The organism is Variovorax sucrosi (assembly GCF_051216635.1).
In the GTDB taxonomy this organism is placed as follows: Bacteria; Pseudomonadota; Gammaproteobacteria; order Burkholderiales; family Burkholderiaceae_C; genus Variovorax.
The window spans coordinates 130911-155626 of record NZ_JBPJZU010000008.1; the positions used below are offsets into that span (position 1 = coordinate 130911).

Below are 24716 nucleotides of genomic sequence, written 5' to 3' on the forward strand. Positions count from 1 at the left end.
AGAACAAAACCCTGTCCGGCTTCCCCGCCGGACGTGTGGGCGTCACGACCGCACGCACGCCAGGCGCACGCACGGTCTCCTCGTTGGCCGGTATCCGGGCTGACAGAGCGACCTTCATCGCCTTCCCAGGCACCTGTTTCAGGGCGCCCAGTGGCTGAGGATGAAAGTGGAACCGGTGAGGGTTCCGTCTGTTTGACCGTTGCGGGGGCAGCGCAGGCTGACCGCGGCCCGAAGGGCTCTGGCTCCTGCTTCCCGTTGAACTGCACCGCGTGAACCGCGGTGCGAGCACCAAACGCACGGGATTCTAAGGGGCCGCCGTGCCATAGGTCACGCCTATACCCGAATCGAAATTTCACATTTCTGTTCGGCGAGGCTCCTTTCGAGAATGACGCAACGATGACGTTCCCGGTCATCCATTCTCAAAGGACCCCATGTCGGACTACGACACCTCAGACGCGTGGAAGACCCCCGCCAGCCGCTACCTGGCCGCCCATCCGAATCGGTACCTGAGCGCGAAGAAGCCTGTCTCCCAGTACGTGGCGATGAGCGATGGCTGCAAGCTGGCCGTGGACGTGTATCTGCCCCACGACGCGTCGGGCCGGGTGGCCGAGGGCCCGTGGCCGACGATCGTGCTCTTCACGCCCTACTACCGCCGCTTCGTGACGCAGGATGCCGCTCTGGAATGCAGTCCGAACTGCGGCCGCTATCGCGATGCATTCGTGCCGCAGGGCTACGCCGTCGTCGTGGTCGATGTTCGTGGCACCGGCGCGAGCTTCGGCATTCGCGATGCGCTGCGCTCGCCGACGGAGCGGCGGGACTACGGCGAGACGGCCGAGTGGATCGCCAACCAGCCGTGGAGCAACGGTGTCATCGGCTCGACCGGCATCTCCTACCTGGGCGCTGCGGCCGTCTTTCTGGCGAGCACCGGACACCCTGCGGTCAAGGCCATCGCACCGCTGTTCGCCGTCACCGACATCTACAACGATCAGCTGTACGTCGGCGGCGTGCTCTCGACCATCTGGACCGGCCGCTACGACGAGCTCATGGTGGCCATGGACCACGACGACCGGGCCGCACTGTCGAAGTTCGCCTACTACGGCAACCCGCTGTACGCCGGGCCGAAGCCGGTCGACGAAGACATCGACGGCCAGCTTCTGGCGGCGGCGCTGAAGGAGCACCGGAACAACTGCCGGCTCAACGACATGGCGCGCGAGCTGCCCTACCAGCACGACGCGGTTTCGTACGACCCGTCGCTGACGCTGGACGTTTGCAGCCCCGGCTTCTACGGCCGCGAGATTCCTGCCGATGTCGCCATCTATTCCATCTCCGGCTGGTACGACGGCATGGGCTACAGCAACTCCGCCATCACCCGCTTTCTCACCTTGCCGAATCACCAGCACCGGCTCCTGCTCGGCCCGTGGGACCACGGGGCACGAACGAACATGTCCCCCTGGCGGGACCACGTCGGCTCGGACTTTCCGATGCTGGCCGAGGTGCTGCGCTTCTTCGACCACCACCTGCGCGGAATTCCCACCGGGCTGGACCAGGAAGCGAAGGTTCATTACTTCACCATCCACGATGAGAAATGGCAGGCTACGGACACCTGGCCGCCGGCGGCAGAGAAGACCTTGTTCTACCCCGACGTGGACCACACCCTGAGCCGACGCCCCTCGACGGACACGGGCAATGACGCGTACCAGGTCGACTTCTCGGCGTCCTCGGGCAACCAGACGCGGCTGGAGCGCCTCGGCGCCGTGGCCATCGAGAACTACTACCCCGACTGGTCCGAACGACAAGGCCAGTTCCTGAACTACACAACGGCGCCTTTGCCGACGCGAGCGGAGCTGACCGGTCACGCCACCGCCAGCATTGTCCTGGCGGCCAGCCAGCCCGACGCGGCGGTGTATGTCTACGTCAGTGAAGTGCTCGCCGACGGCAGCTGCCGCTATGTCACCGAAGGGGTGCTGCGCGCGCTGCATCGCGAAGGGTTCTCCGACTCGCCGGACTACGTTGCGACCTGGCCGGTCAACACCTTCGACCGCGCCTCCGCCAAGCCCCTCGTGCCTGGCGAACCGGCCCGACTCACCTTCGCGCTGATGCCTGTCTCCTGGACATTCGCGGCGGGCAGCCGCATCCGCATCTCCATCTCCGGCAGCGACGAGGGCCATGGGCCCCAGGTCCCCCACGGTCGCCCTCCACGGCTGGAGGTGCTGCGCGGCCCGGACGCCACCTGCTTCGAGTTTCCTCTGCGCGCCGCATCGAACTGACCTGCGCACAGCGCCATCTTTCCAATCCTCCTGGATGCCCCTCATGAACAAGCTCTCTCGTCGCTCCTTCATTCCCACTCTGGCGGCCATGGGCGCATCGATGGCCCTCCCCGGCGTGGTCCATGCCCAGCCCGGTGCCTGGCCCCAGCGCGCGATCCGCCTGGTCGCGCCGCAGGGCGCCGGCTCGGGCTCGGACGTCATCGCTCGCCTGCTGAGCGACCGGTTGGCACCCGTCCTCGGACAGGCCGTGGTCGTCGAGAACAACCCCGCCGCCAATGGCCTGGTTGCGCTGGGCACGTTGGCGAAAGCGCCCGCCGATGGCTACATGCTGGTGCTCACCGGGGTTTCGCAAATGGCATTCAACCCGGCCTTGTACAAGAGCCTGCCGTACGACCCGGCGAAGGACTTCACGTACATCGCGCCCATCGCAAACACGCCCTTCGTTCTGGTCACGAGCCGGAAGAGCGGCATCAAGACCTTCAAGCAGTTCCTGGACGCGGCCAAAGCCAAGAACGGAGAACTAACCTTCGGCAGCGCCGGCATCGGCAATTCGACGCACATTGCGATGGAGCTGATCGCGTCGAATGCCGGTGTCAAGCTTCTGCATGTTCCGTACAAGGGGTCGGGCGCCGCCTTGACCGCGGTGCTGTCGGGCGAGGTGGATGCGATGGTGAGCGTGGTCGGCACGGCACTGCCGCAAGTGCAGGCCGACAAGGTAAATGCGGTCGCCGTGTTGGGCGAGACCCGGGTTCCGCAGTGGCCGAACCTGCCGACCGTGCACGAGGCAGGCCTGAACGTGCCGCCGATGCCGGGCTGGTACTGCATCGTCGCGCCGGCGGGGCTCGACCGTCAGATCGTCGCGACCCTGAACAAGGCGATCGCGACAGTCATGGCGGAGCCTGCGGTCAAAGCCAAACTGGCTGAGCTTTCCCTTCCACCCATGAGCGGCGGCGATGCGGAAATGCGCCAACGCGCGGCGACGGATCTCGCCTACTGGAGTGCGTTCATCCGCAAGAACGGCATCGTGGTCGAGTGAGCGCGATCATGACAAAAGCGGTGTTGCTCTGCGCGGCCCTGGCCACCCTCGTCGTCAGCAGCGCGAGCGTTGCGGAAGATGCCTATCCGTCGCGGCCGGTGAAGCTGGTCGTGCCCTTCGCCGCAGGCGGCTCGACCGACCTGGTGGCCCGGCAGATCGCGCAGGAGATGACCACCCGCACCGGTCAGCCCTTCGTTGTCGACAACCGACCCGGCGCCGGCAGCACGATCGGCGCGGCGTCTGTCGCGAAGGCACCGGCGGACGGCTACACGCTGCTGCTGGGCACGAACAGCTCGCATGCCACCGCGGTCAGCGTGTACCCGAAGCTGCCCTACGACCCGCTCAAGGACTTCGCACCCATCACGCAGATCACGGAGATTCCCAATCTGATCGTCACCAGCCCGAAGAACGACTTGCTGGGGTCTGCGAAAACGCTGGCCGACGTCGTCGCCATCGCCAAGGCGAAGCCCGGAAAGCTGAGCTACGGCTCCAGCGGATCGGGAAGCTCGAACCACCTGGCCACGGAAGCCTTCAAGTCCGCTGCGAACGTCTTCATCACGCACATCCCTTACAAGGGGTCGGGACCTGCGCTCAACGACGTCGCGGCGGGACACGTCGACTTGATGCTGGACGTGGTCCTGACGTCCTTGCCGCAGATCAAGGCCGGCCGCCTGAAGGCCTTCGGCATCACCAGTCTGAAGCGCTCGCCCCTGCTGCCGGATGTCCCGACGGTCGCCGAGCAGGGCTATCCGGGGTTCGAAGCACTGGGGTGGTTCGGGCTCTTCGCGCCTGCCGGGACGGCGGCTCCCGTGCTGGACCGGCTGGGAACCGACTTCCGGGCGGTCATCCACTCGGAAAAGATGGCGGCGCTGCTGGTCTCTCAAGGCGGCAACGTCATCGGCAGCACCCCGGACGAATTCAGGGCCGTCATCCGAAAGGACATCGCGCGTTGGAAGGCGGTGGTCGAACGGTCGGGCGTGAAGCTCGACTGACCACGATGAAACGCCCACACATCGAGAAGGCGCTGCCGGCCATCCTCGCGGGCCACCGGCAGGAAGATCCCGCCGCCGCGGTGTTCGCAGCCGTCGATGCCTGTCTTGCCGCCAGTCCCGGACATCGCTTGCTGACCGTGCTGATGTTCGTCCCCGAGCGCAGCGAGTCCGTCCGGGTCTACAGCAGCCAACCCGGCGCCAACCCCGTGGGCGGACGCAAGACCTTGACCGAGGCGCCCCGGATGCAGAAGGTGCTTGCGTCGGGCCTGCCGTTCGTGGGGCATTCGCGCCAGGACATCGTCGACAACTACCCGGACCACCAGAAGCTTCTGGCCAATGGATGGGAAAGCATCATCAACATGCCAGTTCACTGGGGCCAGCGGGTGCTTGGAACCGTCAACCTTATGCACGCCGAAGGCCGCTACGCAGGCGCCGACCTCAGTTGGGTGGAGACCTGCGCACAGCTTTGCGTGCCGGCCTTTCTGGACCTGGGCTCGCGTCGCTGAAGAGCTTGACGCCCTGCCAGCGCTTCTGCGCGACCTCTTCCTCGATGACCCGCAGCAGGAGCTCGCGAACGCACTGAACGGCGGGGCTGCGAGAAGCCGATACGGAAACGCTGAGAGAAAGCTCTCGCACCAAGGGGCGGTCGGCAAGCCGAATGCCGCGCACCCGGCCATGCTTCTGCGCCAGCGCGAACGCTGAAAATGGCAAGACCGTTGCGCCGACACCCCGCTCCACCGAAAGAATGAGGATTTCGACGGCACTCGTCTCGGCGACCAACTTGAAGCGAAGCTGGTTTTCGTTCAACAGCCGTTCGGTCGCCACCCGCACGGAGTTCGGATGCGTGGGAAGCAGGAGTGGCAGCGCGGCGAATTCGCCGAGCGTGATGACGGCCGGCAGCGGATCTGCGGCCGCGACAACGGCGTAGAGCTCTTCCTCCAGGATGGGCTCGATGCGCAGCCTCGCATCCGCCCGGGTGTCCATCGTGATCGCCAGCGCCAGGCGGTCGGCCTGGACCTGGCCGACCAGATCGCCGCTCGACGCTTCGACCATTTCCAGTTCGATCAACGGATAGTGCTGCCGCAACCGTTCCAGGAGCGGCACGGCCACGACACGTGATGTGCTCGTGGGGAAACCGACCGCAACGCGCCCCGACGGGGCGTCGCTGCCCTTGCGCACCGCGAGATGCGCCTCGTCGACCTGACGAAGAATCGTCTTGGCATGGCGATACAGCAATTCGCCGACCGCCGTTGCGCGAGTCCCTTGCGGCGTGCGGTCGAGCAGATGCGTTTCCAGCTCTGCCTCCAGGTTGGTCATGTGTTGACTCAACGATGGCTGCGCGATGAAAAGAGCCTCAGCCGCGGCGGTGATGTTCTTGAGTTCCACCACCTTCACGAAATAGCGCAGCTGACGAATGTCCATGGCGCGGGAGTCTAGCCGCCGTCGCGCCGATCAGACCGGCAGTGGCGCGTTCCGCGCGATGAGTCCCTCGCGCTGGAGTGCGGTCCAGAAATCGGCTGCGATCGCGACCTTCATCGAGTCGGCGTTCGCACGCACCTGGCCGGGTGCGCGTGCGCCCGGGATCACGGCCGAGACGATGGGCGGCGCCGCCGCGAACTGGAGCGCTGCGGTGCGCACGTCGATGCCGAAACGGTCGGCCACGGCCATGATGCGGGCCCGCTTCTCCACCGCGCCGGCCGGGATCTGATCGCTGAAGTGGTAGCGGCTGCGTCCGCCCAGGAAGCCATCGTTCAGCGGCGTACCCACCACCACCGAAATGCCTTTCTTCTGCAAGGCAGGGAAGGTGCGGTCCAGCGTGGCCTGGTGATCGAGGATCGAGTACTGGCAAGCCAGCAGCACGATGTCCGGCGTCGGCACATCGGACTCGGCGGCCAGGACGGCCGCATTGGGCGTGTTGATGCCGAAGCCCCAGGCGCGGATCGTGCCTTCGTCGCGCATGCGGGCCAGTTCGGCCATCGCGCCCTTGGCGGCGATCTCGAAGTACGCCTGCCAGGGGCGGTCGAGTTCAGCGTTGTCCGGCGAAAGGTCGTGGATGAACACGACGTCGATCTTCGGGATGCCCAGGCGTTGCAGGCTGTCCTCCACCGAGCGGCGCGCGCCCGCGGCGCTGAAGTCGTAGGTGTACGAGAAAGGCGCCGGCGAGGGCCAGAAGGCCGGGTTGGGCAGCGTGGCCTTCGACGCCTTGAGCACGCGGCCGACCTTGGTGGAGACCACGTAGCTGTCGGCGGGCTTGCCGCGCAGGAACTGGCCGAGCCGGTACTCGCTCAGGCCGTAGCCGTAGAACGGGGAGGTGTCGAAGTAGCGCACCCCGGCCTCCCACGCCGCCTCCAGCACCGACTGCGCCTGCGCGTCGCTGATGGCCTCGAAGATGTTGCCCATCTGCGTGCCGCCCATGCCGAAGCGGAAAGGCGTGCGATAGCGCAGGCCGCCTGCGCCGTCGTTGCGCGGCAGGGCGTTGCGCACGATGGTGCCCCGTGTGGGCATGACGCTGCCGCGCGCAGCCAAGGCTGCGGGCACGGCCGTCGGGCCGGGCTGGGCTTGGGCCAGACGGACCGCGGCCAGGGAGGCCGCGGCACTGCCACCGGCGATCAGGAAGTCTCTGCGTTGCATGGTGTTTTTCCTTTGATGAAACAGGTGGGCACGGCCGACCGGCCCGCGTTCAGGTGCGTGTCCGTTGCGCAGCCTGCGCGCGCCGGATCAGGCCCTGGTATTGCTGCTGCTTGTCGGGGTACCAGGGGAGCGACGCGACCTGGTTAAAACCCGGCAACGCTTCGACGTGGCGCGCCATGCGCTCGCGCATCGCTGCATCCGGCAGCGGGCCACGCAGCGCGCCGAGGTTGTCCTGCGCATGGGCCGGGTTCGCGGTGGAGCTCAGGCAGCAGGTGACGGCCGGATGCGACATGACGAACTTCAGGAAGTACTGCGCCCAACTCTCGATGCCCAGCTCACGCGCGAAATCCGGCAATGGCGCCTGGCCGATCGCCTTGTGCAGCCGCCCCTTCTCCATCGACATGTTCACCAGCACCGAAACGCCGCGCTGCTGGGCCGCAGCGAACACCGTGCGCTCGGCCTGGCGGTTGGCGATCGAATAGTTGACCTGGACGAAGTCGACCGCGCCGCGCTGCACCCACTTCGTCAGCACGTCGTGGTAGTCGTTCTCGTGGTGCGTCACACCCACCAGCCGGGTGAAGCCTTCCTTTTTCCAGCTCTCCATGAGGGGAACCGCCACATCGACATTGACGAGGCTGTGACACTGCATCACGTCGAACCTGCTTCGCCACAGCCGCAGCTGCGATTCGCGCAAGCTCTTCAGTGCATGGCCCTCGTCCGCCAGGAACTCGCCCGTCACCCACAGCTTGTTGGCGATGAAGAGCTGTTCGTTGTTGCCCGTGCTGCTTGCGAGATCGCCGATGGTGACCTCGGCGCTGCCGTACAGCGGCGACGTGTCGAGGACGCGGACACCGGCGTCCCAGTAGCGCTTCGCGACCTCCGCGAGGTGGCTGCGCGGCGCGCCGGGGAGAAGATCGAAAGTCAGGAAGGTGCCCAGACCCAGCGCCGGCAGCACGTCGCCTGTGCGCTCGACGCGCTTGGTGATGATGCCGGGTGCGGCGGTAGCGAACCGTGGCGCCGTCGTGGCGCCTGCAGCCGTCTGGGCGTGGGCCAGGCTCCAGGGCAGGGCCGCGGCCGCAGCGCCGAGGCCCACACCCTGGCGCAGGAACCCACGCCTGTCCGATCGGGCGTGAAGGGAGCGATGAAATGAATCTGGCATGGTCGATGCTCCTGGTGCTGAAAAGAGGCGGGGCTTGCCGAGCGTTTCGGTCGACATGCGCGTCGGCTCGAGCCGGGCTCCATCTTTCAAGCTCAGATAACCGATGCATCGCGGGCTGATTACAGTTTCGTAATCAGGGGGCATTCGGCGGCGTCGGACAATGGCCGCCACGACGAAGAGGGACCATGCACAGACTGCTAGTCATCGAAGACGACCCCGGCGTGGCCGACTATCTGCGCCAGGGCCTGGCCGAGAGCGGCTATGCCGTCGATGTGGCCATGACCGGCCCGGAGGGCCGCGCCATGGCGATGGCGGGCAGCTACGCCGTGGTGCTGCTCGACCTCATGCTTCCCGGCATGGATGGCTTCGAGGTGCTCAGGGGCATTCGCGAAAGTGGCCACACGCCGGTGCTCATGCTCACGGCCCGCGATCGCGTGGACGACCGCGTCAAGGGGCTGAGCGCGGGCGCCGACGACTACCTGGTCAAGCCCTTCGCGTTTTCGGAGTTGCAGGCACGGGTGGCCGCCTTGATCCGGCGCGGCAACTCGGCCTTCACCGAACAGACGCTGCTGAGCGTGGCCGACCTGGCGGTGGACTTTGCCGCGCACACGGTGCGCCGCGACGGCAAGCGCATCGAATTGAGTCCCAAGGAATTCCAGCTGTTGTCGGTGCTGATCCGGCGCAAGGGCCAGGTCGTCACGCGCACGACCTTGGCCGAGCGGGTCTGGAATGTCCACTTCGACACCGAGTCGAACATGGTGGAAGTCGCAGTCCGCCGCCTGCGGGCGAAGATGGACGACGACTTCCCCTTGAAGCTCGTCCACACCATCAGAGGCGTCGGCTATGCACTCGAAGACCGCAGCTGAGTCGTCTTCCATCGTCTCGAGCCTGTCGCTGCGGCTGGCGTTGCTGGCGGCGGCCTTGCTGAGCCTCATGGCGGTCTGCGTCTACCTGGCGGTGACCGCGCTGCAGGTGAAGGCGCAGGAGCGCCTGCTCACGCTGAAGGTGAACAAGCTGACCGAGACCGCGCAGCTCCTGCTGCGCGCTGACGACAACCGCTTCGCGGCACTGCTGCAGAGCAACGCCGGCAGGCGGCCGGGCACCCGGCTGGAGATTCACGGCGCCGACGGCCGCCCGTTCTATGCCGACCCGTTCACCGAGCCGCACCAGCTCTCCCCCCATCAGCGCGCTCGCCACTTCAGCCTGCACGCTGCGCCGGGCGAGGTGGCGCCCGTACTGCAAGGCAGTTTCACCATCGACGTGGCACCGGACGTCCAGCTGGCACAGACGCTGTGGAACTTGTTGGCCCTGGCGACGCTCATCGGCACCGTCGTGGCCGGCCTGCTGTCCTTTCTGGTCGTCCGACAGGGGCTGCGGCCCTTGGGCCGATTCGCTGCCGAGACCGAAGCCATGAGCAGGAGCGCCACACCAGGCCATCTGGCGTTGGCTCCCCGCAGCAGCCGCGAACTCGCGCCCCTGGTGGCGCACTTCAACCAGCTGATGACGCGCCTGCGCGCGAGCCGGGAGCAGTTGGAGTCCTTCAATGCCGATGTGGCGCACGAACTGCGCACGCCATTGACGACCTTGATCGGCAACACTGAGCTCGCGCTGTCCCGGCCGCGCGGGGTGGAAGCGCTGACCAGCACCCTGGTTTCCAACCTCCAGGCGCTCCAGCGCATCGGCACCCTGGTCAACGACATGCTCTTTCTGGCGCGCGCCGACGGCGGCGACACCGCACGCCTCGGCCGGGCGAGGAGCCTGCGCGCGCTGATGCAGGACATGGTGGACTATCACGAGCCGGTCGCCAGCGAACGCGGCGTGACGCTCGCAGTACAGGGCGACCTGGTGCTGGCGGTCGACGAACCACTCTTCCTGCGCGGGCTGTCCAACCTGCTGAGCAATGCCACCCGCTATGCGACGCCGGGCACGGCAGTGACGGTCCTGCTCGACGCCGAGGGGGGCATGCCGCAGCTGGGGGTGCGCAACGAGGGGCCGGCGATTGCGCCCGCGGACTTGCCCCGGTTGTTCGACCGGCTCTACCGCGCCGACGCGTCCCGGTCCCGCGATGGCATGCATTGCGGCCTCGGCCTGGCCATCGTTGCGGCCATTGCGCGCATGCATGGCGGGCGGGCCTGGGCGCACTCCGATGCGGCCTGTACCGTCATCGGCTTCACCCTTGCGCCACCACGCCCATGGCGCCCCCCCGGAGAAGAGCTGCTGCGCGGCGAGCAACGCCCGAACGATGGCTTGAAGCGCGGCGCCTGGGTGGCGGGTTGAGGCGCAACCGCGCCCGGCGGGCCGCCCCCTACAATCTCCAACCATGCCCGCACCGAGCCCCATCGATCAGATCGCCGAGCGCGTCGAACGTTTGCTCGTGCGCCACGAAGAAGTCCAGCGCACCAACGCGTTGCTGCAAGCGCAGGTCGAGGCGCTCACGCGCGAGCGCGACGGGCTGAAGTCGCGGCTCACGGCGGCCCGCACGCGCATCGACGCGGTGCTCGAACGGCTGCCGATCGAACCGTCTCAGGATTCCAGCACCTCATGAAACAGATCGAAGTCCAGATCATGGGCCAGAGCTATCTGCTCGGCTGCCCCGAGGGCGGTGAAGCGCAGCTGCGCGAAGCGGTGGAACGCGTCGATGTCGCCATGTGCAAGATCCGCGACGCCAACAAGGTGAAGGCACGCGACCGCATCGCGGTGCTGGCGGCGCTCAACCTCGCCTTCGACCTGGGCCAGCAGCCGCCGGCCCCCGCACCAGCGGCGCCACCGTCGCTCGAGACCGCGCCCCATCTCGACGCCGAGCGCGCTGCACAGCTGGTCCGCCGCCTCGACCAAGCGCTGGCCGGCGACGGTCACCTGCTCTGACAAATAGTCCGTCGGCCTACACGGGCGAGGCGTTGGAGGCGTAAAATTGGACCGGTCTGCAGTGCGCGTCGGGCTTAATATTTCCTTGTTCCAATGCTCTCCGGAGCCGGGCTTGGTACATCGCTAGACGGGCGTGATCATCTCGCGTCAGATGAACCCGAAGTCTTGCTGCCCTCGCCCACCTGAACCCTGGTTCAGGATGCGGGTCCGGCGCATTCCACTGCAGACACCTTATTCACCGTCCAACGGCCCCTTTCGAGGGGCCGTTGTCCTTTCTGCCGAAAGCCACCTCGCATGCCGCTCGAACCGCTCCTGATCGCCGAACTCGCTCTGCTGGGCATCGCCACCGGTTTCCTCGCCGGGCTGCTGGGCATCGGCGGCGGCATGGTGATGGTGCCTTTCATCACGATCATCCTGGGCCACCGCGGCGTCGCGCCCGACCTGGCGGTGAAGATGGCGATCGCCACCTCGATGGCCACCATCATCTTCACGTCCATCTCGAGCGTGCGGGCGCACCACCAGCGCGGCGCGGTGCGCTGGGACATCGTGCGGCGGCTGGCGCCCGGCATCGTCATCGGCAGCCTGATCGGCAGCCTCGGCGTGTTCGCGCTGCTCAAGGGCACGGCGCTGGCCATCTTCTTCGCGCTCTTCGTCGGCTTCTCGGCCACGCAGATGTTCCTCGACAAGAAGCCCAAGCCGACGCGCCAGATGCCCGGCACCGCGGGGCAGCTCGGCGCGGGGGGCGTGATCGGCTTCATCTCTGGCCTGGTGGGCGCTGGCGGCGGATTCATCAGCGTGCCCTTCATGACCTGGTGCAACGTCGCGATCCACAACGCGGTGGCTACCAGTGCGGCGCTCGGCTTCCCGATCGCCGTGGCCAACGTGGCGGGCTATATCGTGAGCGGCCTGAACGTGCAGCAGCTGCCGCCCGGCGCCTTCGGCTACATCTGGCTGCCGGCGCTGGTGGTGATCGCCGCCTGCAGCGTCTTCACCGCGCCGCTGGGCGCCAAGGCGGCGCACAGCCTGCCGGTGAAGAAGCTCAAGCGGGTGTTCGCCAGCGTGCTGTACCTGCTGGCGGCGTACATGCTCTGGAAGGGCCTGCAGGGCTGAGCCCCGGCGACGGCAAGCGCCAGCGGCGCAGCGCCCTCAGCGGCGCAGCTTCGCCAGCTCGGCCTGCAGGTCCTTCAGGGTCGCCTCGCCCACGCTGGCGCTGTACTTCGCGATCACCGGCTTGATCTTCTCCTGCAGCTTGGCCTGTTCCGCCGGCGGAAGCTCCGTCACCTGCATTCCCGCCTTCTTCAGTTCGTCCAGTTGCGAGGCGGCTTGGTCCCGGGAGACGGTGCGCTGGTACTTGCCGGCTTCCAGTGCCGCGCTCTGCAGGATCTGCCGCTCGGCAGCGCTCATGCCGTCCCACACCTTCTTGCTGACGATCACCGACTGCGGGTTGTACTGGTGGTTCGTCATGGCGAGGTACTTCTGCACCTCGGCGAAGCGATTGGCGAGGATCACGCTGACGGGGTTCTCCTGGCCATCGACCGCCCGCTGCTCGAGGGCCGCATACAACTCGGGAAAGGCCAGGGGTGTCGGATTGGCATCCAGCGCCTTGACCCAGTCGATGTTGATCGGGCTCGGGATCACGCGCAGCTTGAGGCCGGCGATGTCGTCCACCTTCAGGATCGGCCGCTTGCTGTTGGTGAGGTTTCGAAAGCCCAGTTCCCAGTAGGCGAGGCCCACGATGCCGCGGTCGGCCAGCTTGGCATGCAGCGCGGTGCCGAAGGGCCCGTCGACCACCGCATCGACCTCGCGCGAATTCGCGAACAGGAACGGAAAATCGTAGACGGCGAATTCCTTGACGTGCGCGGCCAGGATGCCGGAGTTGAGCACCGTCATCTCGACCGTGCCGCCTTGCAGCGCCGACACCGTCTGCACATCGCTGCCGAGCACGCCGCCCGGGAACAGCGTGACCTTGATCTTGCCGCCGGAGCGGGCCGCCACGATCTCTGCGAAACGTTCGGCCCCCAGCACGGCCGGATGCCCCTTCGGGTTCTGCAGCGCGAGCTTGAGCGTGCGCTCCTTGATGTCTTGGGCGCTGGCGGTGCCGATCGCCAGGAGGGCGAAACTGGCGGCCACCGCCTGAATGAACGAACGTCGCATGGGAACTCCTTGGTCTGTGCACGCTGGCCGTCAAATAATGTACGAACTGGTTAGTTTGTCTATCGCGGGTTTCCCCGTGGCCGACCGTTGATTCAGGCGCGCACATAGCGCACCACCATCTCGGTGATGCTGTCGCGCCGGGCGGCCACGGCGGCGCGCGAATCCAGGTTGCGTTTGAAGATGAGCGAGAAGGTGTGCCGGTTCGCGACGTTGAAGAAACTCAGCGCACTGATCGACATGTGCAGGTCCACCGGATCGATGCCGGCGCGGAACACCTGGCTCACGACGCCGCGCTGGTACACGTCGCGGACGGCGTCGATCGCCGGCACGTTGAGCTGCTGGATGATCTTGCTCTGCGCCAGGAACTCGCCGCGGTGGATGTTCTCGTTCATCACCAGCCGGATGAAGTCCGGATTGGCGCGCTGGTAGTCGACGGTGAACGCCACCAGCTTGCGAAGTGCCGCCTCCGGCGCGAGGTCGGCGAGGTGCAGCTGCGCCTCGATGCTGCGGATCCGGCTGTAGGCCTGCTCCAGCACCGCGAGGTACAGGCCTTCCTTGCTGCCGAAGTAGTAGTAGATCATGCGCTTGGACGTGCGCGTGGCCTGCGCGATGAGGTCGATGCGCCCGCCCGCGAAGCCCTTTTCGGCGAACTCGCGCGTCGCCACCTCGATGATGTCGGCGCTGGTGCGCTGGCGGTCGTTCGTGCGTTCGGGCTTCGCGCGCCGTACCGGTTGGTCGGCAGGCGTCTTCGGCGCTGAGGTCATGCCCCCAGTTTACGGATCGCCGCCGCGGGGCGCGCCATCGCGCCGCCCTACGCGCACCAGATCGCGATCTGCCGGCTCAGGTCGTGCCACACGGCCTGCAGGGCCACGGCCGCCAGCAAGGCGCCCGCGATGCGTGTGCCCCACTCGCGCCGCACGGGGCCGATGCCGTTGCGCAGGTGCCGCCACAGCCAGGGCGCCAGCAAGAGCCACACGCCGCTGCCGAGCGCAAAGGCGGCCATGACCGCCGCGCCCTCCAGCGGCCCGTTGCCGAGCGCGGCGAGCATCAGCGCCGAATACAGCAGCCCGCAGGGCATGCCGACCCAGAGTGCACCGGTGGCCAGCACGCGCCAGGACGAGCCCGCGAGCGGCTTGAGCCCGCGCGCCAGCCATCGGCCCAGCCCATGCGCCCACAACGGCTGCCGGCCCGACGCGGCCAGCACGAGGCCCCACGCGAACACGAAGACGTGCATCAGCAGCCACGCCGGCCGCAGTGCGGCGACCTGCTCGCTGGCCAGCGCCAGGCTCTGCACGGCGGTGGCGGCGATGGCGCCGCCGAGGGCATAGCCGGCCGCGCGGCCCACATGGAATGCGATTGCGGCCGGCACGGTCGGCGTGGCCGCGGGCAGCGCCACCACCCCGCCACCGGGCGGCGACCGCACGATGCGGATCACGCCGGCGCACGCCGCGCCGCACATGGCGACGCAATGCGGCCCGCCGGCCAGGCCCATCAGCAGCGCGGTTCCGACAAGGGCGGTTTGCATGGCCGACCTAGATGATGCGTGAAAAGCGCGTGCGGTTGCGGTCGGCTTGCAGGTAGCGGTCGAACACCATCGCGATGGCGCGCACGAAGAACCAGCCGGTCGGCGTCACGTCGATCTCGTGCGCGCCGAGGGTCACCAGGCCCTGCGCGGCCAGCGGTTCGAGCGCTTCGAGCTCGGCGGCGAAATGCCGGCGGAAATCGATCAGGTGTGCCAGCCCGATCGACTCGAAGTTCACCTGCCCCTGGCACATCAGCGCCATGATCACCGCGCGCCGCAGCACGTCGTCGCGCGACAGCGCCAGGCCGCGCACGACCGGCAGGCGCCCCTGGTCGAGCAGGTCGCAGTACTCCTCCAGCGTTTTCGCGTTCTGGCTGTAGGTGGCACCGACGCGGCCGATGGCCGACACGCCCAGCGCCACCAGGTCGCAGTCGGGCTGCGTGCTGTAGCCCTGGAAGTTGCGGTGCAGCCGGCCCTGCCGCTTGGCGATGGCGAGCGCATCGGTCGGCAGCGCGAAGTGGTCCATGCCGATGTAGACATAGCCCGCCGCGGTGAGTGCGGCGATCGAGCGCGACAGCATGTCGACCTTGGTCGCCGCGTCGGGCAGCTCGGCCGCCTCGATGCGGCGCTGCGGCTTGAAGCGCTCCGGCAGGTGGGCATAGGCATAGAGCGCGATGCGGTCGGGCCGCAGTTCGCAGATCTGCGCCAGCGTGCGGTCGAAGGACGCCGCCGTCTGCTTCGGCAGGCCGTAGATCAGGTCGACATTGACCGATGCGAAGCCCAGGCGCCGTGCGGCCGCCACCAGGTCGAACACCTGCGCCGCGGGCTGGATGCGGTGCACCGCCTTCTGCACGGCGGGGTCGAAGTCCTGCACGCCGAAGCTCAGGCGGTTGAAGCCCATCGCCGCCAGTTTCTCGAGCCGGTTCTCGTCGATGGTGCGCGGGTCGATCTCGATCGAATACTCGCCGTCGGGCGCCAGCACGAAGGCGCTGCGCAGGATGTCCATGAGGCGGCCGAGCCCCGTATCGTCGAGGAAGGTCGGCGTGCCGCCCCCCAGGTGCAGCTGGCTCACCAGCGCGCCGCGCCCGAGCTGCGCCACCTGCAGGTCAACCTCGCGCGCCAGGTAGCGCAGGTAGTCGTCGGCGCGCTCGTGGTGCCTGGTGACGATCTTGTTGCAGGCGCAGAAGTAGCACAGCGAATCGCAGAACGGCACGTGTACATAGAGCGACAGCGGCAACGCCCGGGCGCTGCTGCCCAGGCGGCGCTGGCGCAGCGCCTGCGCGTAGTCGTCGCTGCCGAAGGCCTCGACGAAGCGGTCCGCCGTCGGGTACGAGGTGTAGCGCGGGCCGGAGACATCGAAGCGCTTCAGGGTCGCCAGCGTCATGGCGGGTGCGGCGAATTCGGAAAGGATGGTGGATGGCATGGTGGTGGGGCGCGGAGGGCTCGTCGACTGTGCCGCCAACGGGGCCCGTCTTCATTGACGCCCGTCAAGCCTGCGCGCCCGCCGCTCGCGAACAATTCCCTCAAACCACCGACGCGTCGGCAGCACCCTCCCCGCCTGCCCGCCCGCAGCCCATGACCCCCGAAACCATCAAAGTCGCCTGTTCCAACTGCAACCTGCGCGAGTTGTGCATGCCGATCGGCCTGCAGCCCGCCGACCTGAAGCGCATCGACGAGATCGTCGCCACGCGCCGCAAGCTGAAGCGGCGCGAGACGCTGTTCCACAACGGCGAGCGCTTCACCTCGCTCTACGCGATCCGTACCGGCGTCTTCAAGACCCGCGTCACCTCCGAGGACGGCCGCGACCAGGTCACCGGCTTCCAGATGGCCGGCGAGATCATCGGCCTGGACGGCATCGTGAACGACCACCACACCTGCGACGCCGTCGCGCTGGAAGACGCGGAAGTCTGCGTGATGCCCTTCGACCGCATCGAGGAACTCTCGCGCGAGGTGACGGCCCTGCAGCGGCATGTGCACCAGATCATGAGCCGCGAGATCGTGCGCGAGCACGGCGTGATGCTGCTGCTGGGCAGCATGCGCGCGGAGGAGCGGCTCGCTGCCTTCCTGCTGAACCTGGTGCAGCGCCTGCATGCGCGCGGCTTCTCGCAATCGGAGCTGGTGCTGCGCATGACACGCGAGGAGATCGGCAGCTACCTCGGACTCAAGCTCGAGACGGTGAGCCGCACGCTGTCGAAGTTCGTCGAGGACGGCATCGTCGCGGTGCAGCAGCGCCATGTGCGCATCGTCGACGCCGACAAGCTGCGCCGGTTGGTCAACCCTCCGGCGTGTTGACCTCGCGCCGCGACATCGCGAGCAGCGCGGTGAGAGCGCTCGAGCCCATCGCCAAAATCCAGAAGACGAAGAAGCTCGCGGTGTAGAGCCCCTGGCGCGACAGCGGCAGCGGCTCGCCGCGCCAGTGCACGTCGCTCGGGTCGACCAGGGCGAACACCAGCATCTCGACCACGCAGGCCAGCAGGAACGAGGGCCAGAGGATCCAGGCCAGGCGGCGAATGCGACGTTTCATCGGATCTGGCTCAGCGCTTGGGCAGCGGCACGTCATCGCTGGGCGTCGCGGCATGGTTGCGGCCGGCCTGCGCCGGCATCAGCTTCTTGTCGGCCAGCGTCTTGTTGATTTCGACGCCCCGGCGGTAGTAGTCCTCTGCCACCACCGGATCGGGGGTGTGGATTGCCAGCCACAGCGTGACGAAGCCGGCGACCACGACGATCGCCGGGCCGGCGATCACCATCCAGACCAGCGGGAACTTCCACCACGGTTCGGCGGGCGTGGGCACGGGGGCGGCTGCAAGGGTGTTCATGGCAATGTCTCTTTCGCGGTTCAGCGGGGGACGAGGAAGATGGCCTTTTCCGAAACACGCGCCGCGCCGTCGGCGGACTGCACCTCGAAATGGACCGAATGCGAGCCGGCCGGCGCGGCGCCGTACGGCAACTGAAGGCGCACCGCGACCCAGCGCGACTCGGCCGGCAGCACCTCGACGGCATCGCCCGAAGTCACGGCCAGGCCCGGCAAACCGGTCGCCGCGATGCGGTAGCGCTGCGGCCGCTCGGTCGCGTTCATGACCTGCAGGCGGTAGACGTTCTCCAGCATGCCGCCTTCGACGATGCGCGACAGCGAGGCGCGGTCGCGCACCACGTCGACCTTGAGCGGGGTGCGCACCACCAGGCTGGCGAGCAACCCGAGGCACAGAGCTGCCAGCACGGCACCGTAGATCAGCACGCGCGGCCGCAGCACACGGCGCAGCACCTGGCTCGGCGACCAGCGGCCGGCCATGCCGTTCTGCGTGGCGTAGCGGATCAGGCCCGGCGGATAGTCCATCTTGCGCATCACGCTGTTGCAGGCATCGACGCACAGGCCGCAGCCGATGCATTCGTACTGCAGGCCTTCGCGGATGTCGATGCCGGTCGGGCACACCTGCACGCACAGCGTGCAGTCGATGCAGTCGCCCCGGTCGCCGCGTGCGTGCTGCTTGCCGCGCGCGCCGCGCGGCTCGCCGCGCTCGACGTCGTAGCTGACGATCAGCGTGTCGCGGTCGAACATCGCGCCCTGGAAGCGCGCGTAGGGGCACATGTACTTGCAGACCTGCTCGCGCATGAAGCCCGCGTTGCCGTAGGTGGCGAAGCCGTAGAAGAAGGCCCAGAACACTTCCCATGAGCCCATCTGCGTCTGCAGGAAGGCCATGCCGAGTTCACGGATCGGCGTGAAATAGCCGACGAAAGTGAAACCGGTCCACAGCGCGATTCCGAGCCAGACCACGTGCTTGAAGGTCTTCTTCACGCCCCGCTCCATCGACAGCGCGCCCTTGTCCAGCCGCATGCGTGCACTGCGGGCGCCTTCGATCTTCTCCTCGACCCACATGAAGATCTCGGTGTAGACGGTCTGCGGGCAGGCGTAGCCGCACCACAGGCGCCCCGCCACCGCGGTGAACAGGAACAGCAGCAGCGCCGACACCACCAGCAGCCCCGTGAGGTAGATCAGGTCTTGCGGATAGAGCACCAGCCCGAAGAGATAGAAGCGGCGCGCCGCCAGGTCGAACAGCACCATCTGGCGCTCGCCCCACGCCAGCCATGGCAGACCGTAGAAGACGATCTGCGTGATGAAGACCATGGCCCAGCGCCAGCGCGCGAAGACGCCCTGGATGCTGCGCGCGTAGATCTTCTTGTGCGACTCGTAGAGGCCGACACTTTCGCCCTCGGCCGGTGCGATGCGGATCACCTTGCGCGGCGTGGAAGCCGGCGCCGGTACGGGTCGTGGGGATGAGGACATGCGCGGGTGGCGACTGAGCAGACGCGCTCAGCGCGACGCCGACGCCGGGTTGTTCGACAGTCCCCACACGTACGACGCCAGCACATGGATCTGCGCTTCGGTCAGGCGACCCTGCTGCGCCGGCATCTGGTTGGTCTTGCCGGTGTTGATGATCGAGATGATCGCGTCCTGCCCGTAGCCGTGCAGCCAGATGCGGTCCGACAGGTTGGGTGCACCCAGGGCGGGGTTGCCGCCGCCGGTCATGCCGTGGCAGGCCGCGCAGGCGGTGAACTTGGCTTTCCCCAGGCCGGCGCGCACCGAGTCGTGCGGGCTGCCCGACAGGCTCAGCACATAGTTGGCGACGTTCTTCACGTCGTCCGGCGTGCCGACCGCCGCGGCCATGGGCGGCATCACGCCGGTGCGCCCGAGCGTGATGGTTTCCTGGATCCTGGCGGGTTCTCCGCCGTGCATCCAGTCGCCGTCGCTGAGGTTCGGGAAGCCCTTGCTGCCGCGCGCGTCGGACCCATGGCACTGGGCGCAGTTGTTGAGGAACAGCCGCTCGCCGATCGCCATGGCCTGCGGGTCGCGGGCCACCTGCTCGGCCGGCATGGCGCTGTACCTGGCGTACACCGGCCCGAGCTCGGCATTCGCCTTGGCGATTTCCTTGTCGTACTCGCTGGTCGTGCTCCAACCCAGTTGGCCCTGCATGCTGCCCAGGCCGGGATAGGCGACCAGGTAACCCAGCGCGAAGACGATGGTCAGCACGAACAGCCCGACCCACCAGCGCGGCAGCGGGTTGTTCATCTCGCGCAGGTCCTCGTCCCAGACGTGGCCGGTGGTGTTGTCGCCACCGATGGGGGCGCGTGTGCGGTTGGTGATCCACAGCAGCAACGCGCAGGCCGCGATGCTCGCCAGGGAGACGAAAGTGACGTAGTGCGACCAGAAGTCGCTGATGAAGTCGCTCATGATGTTCGTTTCAGTCCTGCTCGAAGGGCAACTGCGCGGCTTCGTCGAAACCGCCGCGGTTGCGGCGCGCGAAGGCCCAGACCAGGATGCCGATGAAGGTGACGAAAGAGGCCAGCGTGGCCGCAATGCGAAGGGTGGTGATGTCCATGGTTCGCTCTTCCGGTTACTTGAGGGCCAGGCCGAGCGACTGCAGGTACGCCAAGATGGCGTCCATCTCGGTCTTGCCGGCCAGCGCGTCCTTGGCGCCGGCGATCTGCGCGTCGGTGTAGGGCACGCCCACGCGGCGCAGCGCCGTCATGTGCGCGCCGATGCTGGTCGCGTCGGCCGGCGAGGTGTCGAGCCAGCTGTAGGCCGGCATGTTCGACTCGGGCACCAGGTCGCGCGGGTTGTTCAGGTGAATGCGATGCCACTCGTCGCTGTACTTGCCACCGACGCGGTGCAGGTCGGGCCCGGTGCGCTTGCTGCCCCACTGGAAGGGGTGGTCGTAGACGAACTCGCCCGCCACCGAGTAGTGGCCGTAGCGCAGCGTCTCGGCGCGGAAGGGGCGGATCATCTGCGAATGGCAGTTGTAGCAACCCTCCCGGGTGTAGATGTCGCGGCCGACCAGTTGCAGCGACTCGAGCGGCTTGACGCCGGTCACTGCCTCGGTGGTCGACTTCTGGAAGAACAGCGGCACGATCTCCACCAGGCCGCCGACGGCGATCACCAGCAGGATCAGCACGATCATCAGGAAGTTGTTGGTCTCGATCTTCTCGTGCGAGAAGCCGGTCTTGGGTGCATTGGAACTCATGGCTTTCTCTTTTCAGGCGGGGGCCAGGGCAGTGGCGGTGCCGGATGCGGTCGGGATCAGTGCGCGGTGCGAGCGGCCTCCGACCACCGTCATCCAGACGTTCCAGGCCATGACCAGCATGCCGCCCAGGTACAGCAGGCCGCCGAGCAAGCGCACCACGTAGTACGGGTAGGTGGCCTTCACGCTCTCGACGAAGGTGTAGGTGAGCGTGCCGTCCGCGTTGATCGCGCGCCACATCAGGCCCTGCATCACGCCGGCGATCCACATGGCGGCGATGTAGAGCACGATGCCGATGGTCGACATCCAAAAGTGCATCTCGATCGCCTTGATGCTGTGCATCTCGGTGCGGCCCCACAGGCGCGGGATCAGGTAGTAGAGCGACCCCATCGTGATGAGGCCGACCCAGCCGAGGGCGCCGGCATGCACGTGGCCGACGGTCCAGTCGGTGTAGTGGCTCAGGGCGTTGACCGTCTTGATCGACATCATCGGCCCCTCGAAGGTGGCCATGCCGTAGAAGGACAGTGCGACGATCAGGAAGCGCAGGATCGGGTCGGTGCGCAGCTTGTGCCAGGCGCCCGACAGCGTCATCACGCCGTTGATCATCCCGCCCCAGCTCGGGGCCAGCAGGATCAGCGAGAACACCATGCCGATGGACTGCGTCCAATCGGGCAGCGCGGTGTAGTGCAGGTGGTGCGGGCCAGCCCACATGTAGGTGAAGATCAGCGCCCAGAAGTGGACGATGGAGAGCCGATACGAATACACCGGCCGGCCTGCCTGCTTGGGGATGTAGTAGTACATCATCCCGAGGAAGCCGGCGGTGAGGAAGAAGCCGACCGCGTTGTGGCCGTACCACCACTGGACCATCGCGTCCTGCACGCCGGCGTAGGCCGAGTAGCTCTTCATCCAGCCGGCCGGGATGGCCGCGCTGTTGACGATGTGCAGCAGCGCCACCGCGATGATGAAAGAACCGTAGAACCAGTTGGCCACGTAGATGTGGCGCACCTTGCGGATGGCGATGGTGCCGAAGAACACGATGGCGTAGGCCACCCACACGGCGGTGATCAGGAGGTCGATCGGCCATTCGAGCTCGGCGTATTCCTTGCCGCTGGTGTAGCCCAGCGGCAGGCTGATGACTGCGCCCACGATGACGATCTGCCAGCCCCAGAACACGAAGGACGCCAGCGCCGGCGCGAACAGCCGGACCTGGCAGGTGCGCTGCACCACGTGGAAGCTGGTCGCCATCAGCGCGCAGCCGCCGAAGGCAAAGATGACCGCGTTGGTGTGCAGCGGGCGCAACCGCCCGTAGCTGAGCCAGGAGATGCCGAAGTTGAGTTCGGGCCAGGCCAGCTGCGACGCGATGATCACGCCGACCAGCATGCCGACCACGCCCCAGACCACGGACATGATGGCGAACTGACGGACAGCGGTGTCGCTGTAGACCGCCGCGGGAGGGTTGGGAACTTGCATCGTCGGGCCTTTTCTATGAGACCCGGCCAGTGTCTTGGTGAGACACGCCTCACGGATTGATGCAGATCAATCGTCCTGAAGAATGCGCTCGCCTTCGCGCTCGACGTCGTCGAATTGCCCACGGTCCACCGCCCACCACAGGCCGCCGAGGATCAGTAGCACGAGCACGACCGAGAAGGGGATGAGCAGGAAGAGGATGTCCATCAGGCGCCCTGCCCCGTCGACGCGAACACCGGTTGCTTCATCGGCCGCGCAAGCCGTGCCGCGTTGAGCACGACCACCAGCGAGCTCGCTGCCATGCCGAGCCCGGCCAGCCACGCGGGCAACCAACCGGCCAGCGCGAGCGGCACGCACAGCGCGTTGTAGCCGGCCGCCCAGGCGAGGTTCTGCCGCACGATGCGCAGCGTTCGCCGCGCCTGCGCGATCGCTTCGGGAACGGCGCAGAGCGCATCGCCCAACACGATGAAATCGGCCCGCGCCTGCGCCAGCGGCACCGCCTTGCCGAAGGCGAATGACGCGTGCGCCTGCGCCAGCACCGGGCCGTCGTTGAGGCCGTCCCCCACCATGGCGACTTTGCATCCGGCCGCCTGCAGCGCCTGCATGGCGATGAGCTTGTCTTCGGGCGTGCAGCCGCCGCGTGCATCACGAATGCCGGCCTGCTGCGCGATCTCGCGCGCCGCGCCGTCGCGGTCGCCCGAGAGCAGCTGCACGCCGATGCCTTGCGCCTGCAGCGCGCCGACGGCCGCGGCGGCGTCGTCGCGCAGGTCTTCGGCGAGCGCGAAGCTCGCCACCCAGCCGGCCTCGTCCGCGAGATGGACCTGCGTCCCCTCGCACTGCAGCGGCGGCACGCCGCAGAAGTCGGCGGCGCCGAAGCGCAGGCGGCGCGGCACGGCGCCGGCGAAGGGTTGACGCCGCTGGAGCACCCCTTCGAGGCCCTGCCCCGCCTGTTCGGTGACCTGCGATGCGGTCCAGCCCGGCGGCACCCGGTGCTGCGACTGCCAGGCGTTCACCAGGGCCCGGGCGGCCGGGTGCAGCGACTGCGCACCGAGGGTCGCAGCCAGTTCCACTGCATCGCCCGGCAAGGTGCCGCGCCGGCTGTACACCCGGTCGAGCCGCGGCGTGTCGCGCGTCAGCGTACCGGTCTTGTCGAAGACCACGGTGTCGATCGACGCCAGCGCCTCGAGCGCCTGCAGGTCGTGCACCACCACGCCGGCGCGCGCCAGCGACCCGGCACTCGCCAGCATCGCGGCCGGCGTCGCCAGCGAGAGCGCGCAGGGACAGGTGACGATCAGCACCGCGACGGCGACCATCAGCGCATGTCCCGGGCCGGCCTGCCACCACAAGGCGCCGGCCAAGGCGGCCGCACCCAGCACGCCGATCAGGAAGGGCCGCGCCACGCGGTCGGCCAGTTGCGCCAGGCGCGGCTTGCCGAGCGACGCGCTTTCCATCAGCGCCACGATCTGCGCGAAACGCGTGCCGCTGCCTACGGCGTCGATGCGCACCTGCACAGCTGCGGCGAGGTTGTGGCTGCCGGCCAGCACGCGCGCGCCGCGGGGGCGCGGCACCGGACGCGACTCGCCGGTGAGCAGCGCCTCGTCGGCGCTGGTGTCGCCGAGCGTCACCACGCCATCGGCCGGGAAGGCCTCTCCCGGCAGCACCCGCACGGTGTCGCCCACCTGCAGGCGCCGCACGGCCACGCGCACGAAGCTGCCATCGGGCACCAGCCGCTCGACGCTGTCGGGCAGGCGGTTCATCAGCGCCTCCAGCGCACCGGCAGTGCGGTCGCGCAGCCGCGTCTCCAGCCAGCGGCCAGTCAGCAGGAAGAACACGAACATCGTGAGCGAGTCGAAGTAGACCTCGCGGCCGAGCGGCCCGGTGGGGTCGAAGGTCGCGGCGGTGCTGACGGCAAAGGTGATGACCATGCCGAGCGCCACCGGCAGGTCCATGCCGACGCGGCGTTGCCGCAGGTCGCGCCATGCGCTGCGAAAGAACGGGCCGCAGCAGAAGAAGACCACCGGCAGCGTGAGCACCCAGGAGGCCCAGCGCAGCAGTTGCGCGGCGTCGGCCGACATGTCGCCGGGCTGCGCGATGTATGCGGGGTACGCATACATCATCACCTGCATCATGCAGAAGCCGGCGACCAGCCAGCGCCACAGCGCCAGCCGTGCCACGCCGGCACGCTGGGCGCGGGCCTGCAGGTCGCCGGCCGGCACCAGCGGATAGCCGGCCGCGGCCGAGGCGGCGAACCAGCGCGAGGGCTGCACCTCGGCCGCCGACCACACGATGCGCGCACGCCGCGTGGCCGCGTTGACCTCGGCGCGCAGCACGCCGGGCACCTGCGCCAGCGCGGCTTCCACGGTGAAGGCGCAGGCCGCGCAGTGCATGCCCTCCACCACCACCTGCGATGACCAGCGACCGCCCGCGGGATCGCCGTCGATCGGCTGGCCGAAGGCGGTCCATTCGGCCGGGTCGTCGAGCACCGCCGCAACCGCCGGCGGCACGGTCTCGGCGGCGGACGGCTGGAGCAGGCCGGGCGCGGCGAACGGGAGGGCAGCTTGCATGCCGCAAGGCTAGCGGCGGGCACCGCGCCGCCGCTTGATCTGGAT

The 24716-nt window shown here is 67.8% G+C and carries 26 protein-coding genes and 1 riboswitch; of the genes, 10 read left to right on the top strand and 16 right to left on the bottom strand.

Annotated features, from left to right (window positions below; translation table 11 throughout):
• Positions 1 to 69 precede the first annotated feature (69 nt).
• A riboswitch (cobalamin riboswitch) is annotated at positions 70 to 308 on the bottom strand.
• 123 nt (positions 309 to 431) lie between these two features.
• From ACSFBE_RS16895 to ACSFBE_RS16910, 4 genes are read left to right on the top strand one after another with little or no spacing between them, the layout of a single operon-like run.
• Complete coding sequence (locus ACSFBE_RS16895) at positions 432 to 2267, top strand: CocE/NonD family hydrolase (RefSeq protein ID WP_435491563.1); 1836 nt, start codon at positions 432 to 434, stop codon at positions 2265 to 2267.
• A 43-nt stretch (positions 2268 to 2310) separates the two neighbouring features.
• Positions 2311 to 3303, top strand: a complete 993-nt coding sequence (locus tag ACSFBE_RS16900; protein WP_435491564.1) for a Bug family tripartite tricarboxylate transporter substrate binding protein — start codon at positions 2311 to 2313, stop codon at positions 3301 to 3303.
• Between the two features lie 8 nt (positions 3304 to 3311).
• Positions 3312 to 4295: a Bug family tripartite tricarboxylate transporter substrate binding protein gene (locus tag ACSFBE_RS16905; protein WP_435491565.1), complete on the top strand. Its 984-nt coding sequence runs from the start codon at positions 3312 to 3314 to the stop codon at positions 4293 to 4295.
• A gap of 5 nt (positions 4296 to 4300) precedes the next feature.
• On the top strand, positions 4301 to 4801 hold the full coding sequence (locus tag ACSFBE_RS16910; protein WP_435491566.1) for a GAF domain-containing protein: 501 nt from the start codon (positions 4301 to 4303) through the stop codon (positions 4799 to 4801).
• Here the strand turns inward: ACSFBE_RS16910 and ACSFBE_RS16915 are convergent.
• Genes ACSFBE_RS16915 through ACSFBE_RS16925 form a run of 3 tightly spaced genes read right to left on the bottom strand, consistent with a single transcriptional unit; the run spans position 4734 to position 8085 of the window.
• A complete protein-coding gene (locus ACSFBE_RS16915) occupies positions 4734 to 5717 on the bottom strand; it encodes a LysR substrate-binding domain-containing protein (protein ID WP_435491567.1) in 984 nt (327 codons plus the stop codon). The genes ACSFBE_RS16910 and ACSFBE_RS16915 overlap by 68 nt on opposite strands.
• Positions 5718 to 5747: 30 nt before the next feature.
• Positions 5748 to 6926, bottom strand: coding sequence for an aldo/keto reductase (locus tag ACSFBE_RS16920; RefSeq protein WP_435491568.1), 1179 nt, complete (start codon positions 6924 to 6926; stop codon positions 5748 to 5750).
• 49 nt (positions 6927 to 6975) lie between these two features.
• The gene (locus ACSFBE_RS16925; protein WP_435491569.1) at positions 6976 to 8085 is read right to left on the bottom strand and encodes an aldo/keto reductase; all 1110 of its coding nucleotides are present in this window, start codon (positions 8083 to 8085) and stop codon (positions 6976 to 6978) included.
• 185 nt (positions 8086 to 8270) lie between these two features.
• On the opposite strand from ACSFBE_RS16925, the gene ACSFBE_RS16930 reads away from it, so the two are divergent.
• The 5 genes from ACSFBE_RS16930 to ACSFBE_RS16950 all read left to right on the top strand — a co-directional run bounded on the left by ACSFBE_RS16930 (position 8271) and on the right by ACSFBE_RS16950 (position 12060).
• Positions 8271 to 8951 (top strand): heavy metal response regulator transcription factor, encoded by a 681-nt coding sequence (locus tag ACSFBE_RS16930; protein WP_435491570.1) that lies wholly within the window; start codon positions 8271 to 8273, stop codon positions 8949 to 8951.
• A complete protein-coding gene (locus ACSFBE_RS16935; protein ID WP_435491571.1) occupies positions 8929 to 10362 on the top strand; it encodes a heavy metal sensor histidine kinase in 1434 nt (477 codons plus the stop codon). Before ACSFBE_RS16930 ends, ACSFBE_RS16935 begins: the two co-directional genes overlap by 23 nt.
• 43 nt (positions 10363 to 10405) lie before the next feature.
• A complete protein-coding gene (locus ACSFBE_RS16940) occupies positions 10406 to 10630 on the top strand; it encodes a DUF904 domain-containing protein (protein ID WP_435491572.1) in 225 nt (74 codons plus the stop codon).
• A complete protein-coding gene (locus ACSFBE_RS16945) occupies positions 10627 to 10950 on the top strand; it encodes a cell division protein ZapA (RefSeq protein WP_435491573.1) in 324 nt (107 codons plus the stop codon). The genes ACSFBE_RS16940 and ACSFBE_RS16945 overlap by 4 nt, the downstream gene beginning before the upstream one ends.
• Before the next feature lie 294 nt (positions 10951 to 11244).
• A complete protein-coding gene (locus tag ACSFBE_RS16950) occupies positions 11245 to 12060 on the top strand; it encodes a sulfite exporter TauE/SafE family protein (protein WP_435491574.1) in 816 nt (271 codons plus the stop codon).
• Between the two features lie 36 nt (positions 12061 to 12096).
• Here the strand turns inward: ACSFBE_RS16950 and ACSFBE_RS16955 are convergent, their stop codons facing one another.
• From ACSFBE_RS16955 to hemN, 4 genes are all read right to left on the bottom strand, one after another.
• Positions 12097 to 13104: a TRAP transporter substrate-binding protein gene (locus tag ACSFBE_RS16955; protein ID WP_435491575.1), complete on the bottom strand. Its 1008-nt coding sequence runs from the start codon at positions 13102 to 13104 to the stop codon at positions 12097 to 12099.
• Between the two features lie 92 nt (positions 13105 to 13196).
• Positions 13197 to 13868, bottom strand: a complete 672-nt coding sequence (locus ACSFBE_RS16960; protein WP_435491576.1) for a TetR/AcrR family transcriptional regulator — start codon at positions 13866 to 13868, stop codon at positions 13197 to 13199.
• A 47-nt stretch (positions 13869 to 13915) separates the two neighbouring features.
• Positions 13916 to 14629, bottom strand: a complete 714-nt coding sequence (locus ACSFBE_RS16965) for a sulfite exporter TauE/SafE family protein (protein WP_435491577.1) — start codon at positions 14627 to 14629, stop codon at positions 13916 to 13918.
• Between the two features lie 7 nt (positions 14630 to 14636).
• Positions 14637 to 16049 (bottom strand): oxygen-independent coproporphyrinogen III oxidase, encoded by a 1413-nt coding sequence (gene hemN, locus ACSFBE_RS16970; RefSeq protein WP_435491578.1) that lies wholly within the window; start codon positions 16047 to 16049, stop codon positions 14637 to 14639.
• A 152-nt stretch (positions 16050 to 16201) separates the two neighbouring features.
• Here hemN and fnr point away from each other — a divergent pair, with 152 nt between their 5' ends.
• Positions 16202 to 16918, top strand: a complete 717-nt coding sequence (gene fnr / locus ACSFBE_RS16975) for a fumarate/nitrate reduction transcriptional regulator Fnr (RefSeq protein WP_435491579.1) — start codon at positions 16202 to 16204, stop codon at positions 16916 to 16918.
• Here the strand turns inward: fnr and ACSFBE_RS16980 are convergent.
• The 9 genes from ACSFBE_RS16980 to ACSFBE_RS17020 form a co-directional block, all read right to left on the bottom strand.
• Positions 16899 to 17150 carry a hypothetical protein gene (locus ACSFBE_RS16980; protein ID WP_435491580.1) on the bottom strand — a complete coding sequence of 84 codons (252 nt, stop codon included), beginning with the start codon at positions 17148 to 17150 and terminating at the stop codon, positions 16899 to 16901. The two genes, fnr and ACSFBE_RS16980, sit on opposite strands and share 20 nt — an antisense overlap.
• A gap of 10 nt (positions 17151 to 17160) precedes the next feature.
• Complete coding sequence (locus tag ACSFBE_RS16985; protein WP_435491581.1) at positions 17161 to 17442, bottom strand: FixH family protein; 282 nt, start codon at positions 17440 to 17442, stop codon at positions 17161 to 17163.
• Between the two features lie 20 nt (positions 17443 to 17462).
• Complete coding sequence (ccoG, locus tag ACSFBE_RS16990; RefSeq protein ID WP_435491582.1) at positions 17463 to 18908, bottom strand: cytochrome c oxidase accessory protein CcoG; 1446 nt, start codon at positions 18906 to 18908, stop codon at positions 17463 to 17465.
• A 27-nt stretch (positions 18909 to 18935) separates the two neighbouring features.
• Positions 18936 to 19853 carry a cytochrome-c oxidase, cbb3-type subunit III gene (gene ccoP / locus ACSFBE_RS16995; RefSeq protein ID WP_435491583.1) on the bottom strand — a complete coding sequence of 306 codons (918 nt, stop codon included), beginning with the start codon at positions 19851 to 19853 and terminating at the stop codon, positions 18936 to 18938.
• 10 nt (positions 19854 to 19863) lie between these two features.
• Complete coding sequence (locus tag ACSFBE_RS17000; RefSeq protein ID WP_435491584.1) at positions 19864 to 20001, bottom strand: cbb3-type cytochrome oxidase subunit 3; 138 nt, start codon at positions 19999 to 20001, stop codon at positions 19864 to 19866.
• Positions 20002 to 20016: 15 nt separating this feature from the next.
• Positions 20017 to 20643 carry a cytochrome-c oxidase, cbb3-type subunit II gene (gene ccoO, locus ACSFBE_RS17005; protein WP_435491585.1) on the bottom strand — a complete coding sequence of 209 codons (627 nt, stop codon included), beginning with the start codon at positions 20641 to 20643 and terminating at the stop codon, positions 20017 to 20019.
• Between the two features lie 12 nt (positions 20644 to 20655).
• Positions 20656 to 22110 (bottom strand): cytochrome-c oxidase, cbb3-type subunit I, encoded by a 1455-nt coding sequence (gene ccoN / locus ACSFBE_RS17010; protein WP_435491586.1) that lies wholly within the window; start codon positions 22108 to 22110, stop codon positions 20656 to 20658.
• Positions 22111 to 22176: 66 nt separating this feature from the next.
• Entirely contained in the window at positions 22177 to 22314 is a 138-nt protein-coding gene (gene ccoS, locus ACSFBE_RS17015) for a cbb3-type cytochrome oxidase assembly protein CcoS (RefSeq protein WP_435491587.1), read from the bottom strand.
• The gene (locus ACSFBE_RS17020; protein WP_435491588.1) at positions 22314 to 24671 is read right to left on the bottom strand and encodes a heavy metal translocating P-type ATPase; all 2358 of its coding nucleotides are present in this window, start codon (positions 24669 to 24671) and stop codon (positions 22314 to 22316) included. Before ACSFBE_RS17020 ends, ccoS begins: the two co-directional genes overlap by 1 nt.
• Between the last annotated feature and the right edge of the window lie 45 nt (positions 24672 to 24716).